Source organism: Mesorhizobium sp. M7A.F.Ca.MR.148.00.0.0 (genome assembly GCF_003997735.1).
In the GTDB taxonomy this organism is placed as follows: domain Bacteria; phylum Pseudomonadota; class Alphaproteobacteria; order Rhizobiales; family Rhizobiaceae; genus Mesorhizobium.
In genome coordinates, this window is sequence record NZ_RZTB01000019.1 from 81,995 (window position 1) to 86,378 (window position 4,384).

5 protein-coding genes and 1 tRNA gene are annotated in these 4,384 nt (G+C 62.0%); 3 read left to right on the forward strand and 3 right to left on the reverse strand.

Annotated features, from left to right (window positions below; translation table 11 throughout):
- Positions 1-173: 173 nt before the first annotated feature.
- Both EOB49_RS10310 and EOB49_RS10315 read right to left on the reverse strand, forming a co-directional pair.
- The gene (locus EOB49_RS10310) at positions 174-314 is read right to left on the reverse strand and encodes a DUF1127 domain-containing protein (protein WP_127323233.1); all 141 of its coding nucleotides are present in this window, start codon (positions 312-314) and stop codon (positions 174-176) included.
- 49 nt (positions 315-363) lie between these two features.
- Positions 364-504, reverse strand: coding sequence for a DUF1127 domain-containing protein (locus EOB49_RS10315; RefSeq protein ID WP_013531315.1), 141 nt, complete (start codon positions 502-504; stop codon positions 364-366).
- Positions 505-741: 237 nt separating this feature from the next.
- On the opposite strand from EOB49_RS10315, the gene EOB49_RS10320 reads away from it, so the two are divergent.
- From EOB49_RS10320 to EOB49_RS10330, 3 genes are read left to right on the forward strand one after another with little or no spacing between them, the layout of a single operon-like run.
- Positions 742-1,860 carry a DUF2157 domain-containing protein gene (locus EOB49_RS10320; RefSeq protein ID WP_127380891.1) on the forward strand — a complete coding sequence of 373 codons (1,119 nt, stop codon included), beginning with the start codon at positions 742-744 and terminating at the stop codon, positions 1,858-1,860.
- Complete coding sequence (locus tag EOB49_RS10325) at positions 1,857-2,441, forward strand: GDYXXLXY domain-containing protein (protein ID WP_127380892.1); 585 nt, start codon at positions 1,857-1,859, stop codon at positions 2,439-2,441. The genes EOB49_RS10320 and EOB49_RS10325 overlap by 4 nt, the downstream gene beginning before the upstream one ends.
- 26 nt (positions 2,442-2,467) lie before the next feature.
- Positions 2,468-3,916 (forward strand): aromatic amino acid lyase, encoded by a 1,449-nt coding sequence (locus tag EOB49_RS10330; protein WP_127380893.1) that lies wholly within the window; start codon positions 2,468-2,470, stop codon positions 3,914-3,916.
- Between the two features lie 264 nt (positions 3,917-4,180).
- On the opposite strand, the gene EOB49_RS10335 is transcribed toward EOB49_RS10330, so the two are convergent.
- Positions 4,181-4,266 (reverse strand) — tRNA-Leu (locus tag EOB49_RS10335).
- Positions 4,267-4,384: the final 118 nt, after the last annotated feature.

Genomic DNA, 4,384 nt, shown 5'->3' on the forward strand with positions numbered 1-4,384 from the left:
GTCTGAAAAGGAGCGAAACCTTTGTGGGCAAATTCGCTTTGCCCCGGGGAAACAGCGCCCGCCGCGGGAGGAGGTGCAGCGGGCGCCGTTTTTGTGGTCAACCCTTGGGAGGAGGTAAGGGGTGACCGTATTCGTCAAGGTCGGGGAGGAGGTCGACCCTGGCGAAATTCTGGTTAGATCGCCTGGCGGGCGATCATCTTGATTTCGTCGCGGACGATACCGAGATCATGCAGCTGGCGGTTGGAAAGGCGACCCAGCTCGGTAACCGTCTCGCGATAAACGCGCCAGTTACGATAATTGCGGATCAGGTTCATTGTCGTTCTCTTTTTCAAAACTGGTTCGGACCATTCGCGGTCCGAAGAATTAGACCGCCTTGCGAGCGACGTAAGGAATGTCGCTGCGGCTGATGCCGAGGTCGGTCAGTTCACGGTTGCTCAGGCGGCTCAGCTCGGACACGGTGTCCCTGTAGCGGCGCCAGTTGCGGTAGTTGCGGATCAGGTTCATGGTAGTTCTCGTTTCGTCTTTCTTGCGGATCATTCCGTTTGTGTACGAACTATAAATAGGCGGACCCATATCGATTTAAAAGCGCTATGGCTGCATGGCAGCAATGCAAATTGTGCAATGCAGCATTAACGGGCGTTCACGGACCTGACACAAAGAAACCCGAATCGGAAAATGTCGCCGCGTCAACGATTTGACCGGATCGGCTGAAAAAAAGACCAAACTTGGGGGAGACGCAGCATGGCGGGGTATTCGTCGCGGGTCAGGGCGGATATCGCGCGTTGGCTGCAGGCCGGGCTGATTGACGCCGCCACAGCCGATTCGCTTTCGCGCGATGTCGAGGCCAACGAGCGCAAGTCGCTCAGCTTCGGCTCTATCCTGGCGATGATGGCTGCCGTGCTGTTCGGAGCCGCCATCCTGATTTTCGTCGCCGCCAATTGGGACGCGATCCCGCGGCTGGCGCGCGTGGCGGCACTGTTTGCCGTCATCCTTGGTGGCTATGTCGGCGGAGCGGTGCTGAAGGCCCGCGACCATGCGGCGATCGGGGAAGCGCTCTGGATCGTGGCGGCTGCGGCTTTCGGCGGCTCGATCGCGCTGATCGGCCAGATGTATCATCTCTCGGGCGACGAGGCCTCGGCTCTGGTCACCTGGGGCGCCGGCACGGCGCTGGCGGCGGTGGCGCTGCGTTCTAATCCGCTGACGGTGGCTTCGGTCGGCATCGCCGATGCCTGGCTGTTCCTGAAAGGCTTCGACTACTACAGCCGCAGCGAATTTCCGCATGCCTTCTTGATCATGGCGATCGTGCTGTTTGCCGTCTCGTTCTGGACCCGCAGCCAGGCGGCGCGCCACCTGATCATCCTGTCGGTTCTGTTCTATCTTGTGCTGCTGGTCACCAACCACGACACGCTGCAGGTGGCGATCCCGCTGGTCGTCGTCTCGGCGCTGCTGTTCGCGGCCTCGGTCTTCGCGCCGGATCCAGTCGACCGGGTCGTGCAGCTCGGCGGCCGCTTGCCCTTGCACGCACTGCTCGGCTTCCTCACCGGCCTCGCAATGATTCAGTTCGAACTCGCCGACGAGAGCACCTACAACAGCGGTTTTGCCCTCGCTTCGGTGATCGCGCTTGCCGGCATTGTCGCCGCGATCGTGCTGGCAGGGCGGGAAAGCCGTGGGCTGCGCTGGTTTGCCTATCTTGGCTTCGCCTTCGAACTCGCCATCATCTATGTGGTGACCTTGCAATCGATGCTCGATACGGCCGGTTTCTTCCTGGCCGCCGCGGTGCTGCTAGGCATCCTTGCGATCGTCATCATCCGCGTGGAAAAGCGTATGAAGGGCCCGGATGCCAGAGGAGCCACGGCATGATGAGCGGGAAAAGACTTGTCATCTCGGCGCTGGTGCTGGCGCTCGTCCAGATCGGCTTCCTGAGCTGGATCATCGCCGGCCGGGCGGCGATCCTGCGCAACGGCAAGGAAGTCCTGCTGAAGATCGAACCTGTCGATCCGCGCGACCTCCTGCGCGGCGATTATATTATCCTAGGCTACGATATTTCGCGCATACCGGTGAAAATGATCGCCAACATTCCGCCCGACAAACTCTCAAGCGACGACACCACGATAGTCGTCCGCTTGAACAAGGGGTCCGACAACTATTGGCAGCCGACGACCGCCTGGTTCGGCAAGGCGCCAACACTGGCCGCTGCCGACGAGGCCGATATATCAGGCCACGTCGCCGAGGGCTGGGACCTTCGCGGCGAAGAGGCGACCATCGCGCCGGACTACGGTATTGAGCGCTTCTATTTGCCGGAAGGCGAGGGGATGGCGATCCAGAACGATATGCGGGTGCGGCCATTCGGCATCCGTCTTGCGCTCGCCGGCGACGGCACCGCGCAGATCAAGGCGCTGGTCGACGGCGACAAGACGCTGTTCGAGGAACCACTCTACTAAGTCCCTTATTTCCAGTGGTGTGAAGCATGCCCGTTAACCTGTCGAAGCGTGACGACATCAACCTCGACACTGTTTTCCGCGTCGCCTGGAAGAAGGACACGGTGGCGATCGGCGAGAAGGCCTTGCAGCGCATCGCCGAATGCCGCGTTTCGTTTCTGAAGCTGATCGAATCCGATCCGCCACCGGTCATCTATGGCGTCACAACCGCCATGGGGGAATTGGCGAGCCGAAAGCTCGAACCTGACGAGCGTGATCGCCATGCGCGCATCAAGGCGTTTGCCGCCGCCACCTCGTTCGGCGATCCCTTGCCGGATCGCGTGGTCAGGGCGATCGTGCTTGCCCGTCTGACGAATTTCATCGAGGGCAACGCCGCCACAACGCCGCGCATCGCGCTTGCCGTGGCCGCTATGCTCGACGGTGAGCCGATGCCTGTCGTGCCGGCCTCCGGCCAGGGCGGCGCCGGTGAGATCCTGGCGCTCTACCCCTTGTTTGCAGAACTTTCGACGCGTTTCGACCTCGAGGTCAAAGAACGCGGCTCGCTGATCAACGGCTCGCCTTGCGCTGCTGCTCTGGTGGCAGACGCAGCGCTCGCGGCGCGCCGCCGGATCCGCATGGCGCACCAGGTGTTCGCGCTGTCGATCGAGGCGTTTCGTGCCCCCCTCGAACACTATGACGCCGCCCTCGACACGCTCTGGGGCGATGAGCATGAGGCCGCGGCCCTGCAGGGTTTGCGGGAATTTCTGGTTGGCGCCGGCGACGGGCGGCGCAACTATCAGGCGCCGGTCAGCTACCGCATCGTGCCGCGCGTCCTCGGCCAGGCGCATCGTGCGTTGTCGTCGGCCGAGCGGGCGGCCAATGTGTCGCTGGCCTCTATATCGGATAATCCGGTCTACATCCCGCCCGACGATGCACATCCGCTCGGCCGCTGCATCTCGACCGGCGGCTATCACAACGCCATGGCGACGCCGGCGTTGGATGATCTGGCGGCGATATGGGCCGACATCTGCCTGCTTTGCGACCGTCACGCCTCCAAGCTGCTCAACGGCAAGGTGTCGCTGCTGCCCGATCTTCTGATGACCGGACGACACTCAGCCGACAGCGACGGCCATGGCAATGTCGGCTACGTGCCGATGGCGATCACCGGCTATCTCGAACAGGCCAAGCTGGCCGCACAGCGCACCTTCATTCCGGGAACGGAATCGGCCGGCGCGGGGCAGGACGATGTCGCCACGACGGCGTTCTTCGCCTGGACCAAGGAGGCAACCGCCGGCCGCTGCGTCGATGCCGCCATGGCGATGCTGGCGATGATCGCCTCGCAGGCGCTGCACGTCACCGAACGGACGCCGCCGCCGGCGCTGCGCTCCTTCGTCGATCAAATCAGAGCTATCGTGCCGCCTGTCGGCGCCGATCGTGTGCTGGGGCCTGAGCTTGCCAGGCTGGCGGAATGGTTCACACAGAAAGTGTTCGAGGCGTAGAGATGCCAACAAGCCGTGGCTGGTGAAATTGGTGCGCCTGAACGGATGAAATTTGAACCTGCGTTTGAACCTGCGCTGGTCCCCTTCGCCAAGGCTTCGGAGGACGCTCCTTCGTCTAAAGCGGTGTCGTGCCTGAAGGGATTCCGGCGACCCGCTTCAGGTCTTTTTTTGTGCATGTCGTTCTCCCAAAACCGAGGTCACTTTTGGCGACATGCACTAACGAGCTTCAGGTGGCCCGCCACCCGAAGCTCGAAGAGAGAAAGGTGGTGCGGACGACGGGAATCGAACCCGTACGATCAGAGATCGAGGGATTTTAAGTCCCTTGCGTCTACCAATTCCGCCACGTCCGCAGGCCAGCCCTTTTCAGACGCCTGACACAGGCCGTCAAGTCGTGTTGTTGAGCGTTCGCCGAACGTGCAAACAGACGGGGCGGCTTGATGATACTGGCGCGATCACGGAATTATCGGC